This is a genomic window from Amphritea opalescens (assembly GCF_003957515.1).
Classification (GTDB): Bacteria; Pseudomonadota; Gammaproteobacteria; order Pseudomonadales; family Balneatricaceae; genus Amphritea; species Amphritea opalescens.
Genome location: NZ_RQXW01000044.1, coordinates 1 through 1,089, shown reverse-complemented (window position 1 = coordinate 1,089; position 1,089 = coordinate 1). Strand labels below are relative to the sequence as shown.

The window sequence follows — 1,089 nt, the reverse complement described above, 5'->3', positions numbered from 1 at the left end:
GTATGGTATCCAAGCACTCTGATTGTTCAGATGATGCTGCATGTACAAGGGAAGTGGCAGAGATGCGCAAATCTATCGGAATTGATGTCAGTAAAGAAAAACTAGATCTGTGTTGGTTGAGAGATCGTCAAACACGTAAAAAGAAAAGTAAAGTATTTAAAAACCAAAGAGCCTCCTTTGCCCAGCTGGTCACATGGGTATTGAGTAATACTGGGGCAGAACCTCAGGATATTCAGATTACGCTCGAGGCAACCGGTGTTTACCATGAAGCGCTGGTTTATTATCTCCATGAACAAGGCTTCACTATTTTTATGGCGAATCCGGGTAAGGCCAAGAAGTATGCTGAATCAATAGGCCTAACCCATAAAACAGATAAGTCCGATGCCGCCATGCTGTCGTACTATGGCGAGGAGCAACCTCAAGATATCAGGTTGTGGCAACCAGAAGCGCCTGAAGTACGAGAGCTAAAGTCTTTAATGCGACGCTTAAGCGCCTTAGAAAAAGACAGGCAGCGCGAACACAACCGCCTTGAGTCTTGCGAAATCAGCGATACATCCGATCGAGTCAGGCAGTCATTGCATGAAATGATCACTGTTATCGAAGTCGAGATCGAAAAGCTCAAACAGAACATTGATGAACATATTGACCGCCATCCACCGCTGAAGAAAAACCGTCAACTACTAGAGAGCATCAAAGGTATAGGCGAAGTGATGTCTCGGGAATTAACCTACCTATTTGCTGCCAAGCGATTTAAAACGGCAAAACAGGTCGCAGCCTATATGGGACTAATCCCGAAGATGAAGGAGTCTGGAAAGGTTAAGGGTTATACCGCTTTGAGCAAAACAGGCCCCTCACATCTTAGAGCCAAGCTCTATATGGCGGCGGTAACAGCTAAACAGCATAATCCGGATATCCGAAGACAATATGAACGCTTGCTTGCGGCGGGTAAAACGAAAATGTCCGCTTTGGGAGCGGCCATGAGAAAGCTTGTCCAGGTATGTTTTGGCGTGGTTAAGAATCAAAGTGAATTCCAGGTTCAAACGGCTTAAAAAACAGTTTGAACCCGGTGGTGAGAGATGGTATCTACGC

At 45.5% G+C, this 1,089-nt stretch carries 1 protein-coding gene; it reads left to right on the top strand.

The features are described 5' to 3' along the window. On the top strand, nucleotides 1–1,049 hold a 1,049-nt coding region (locus EH243_RS18470; RefSeq protein ID WP_241235128.1), incomplete at its 5' end, for an IS110 family RNA-guided transposase. Between the last annotated feature and the right edge of the window lie 40 nt (nucleotides 1,050–1,089).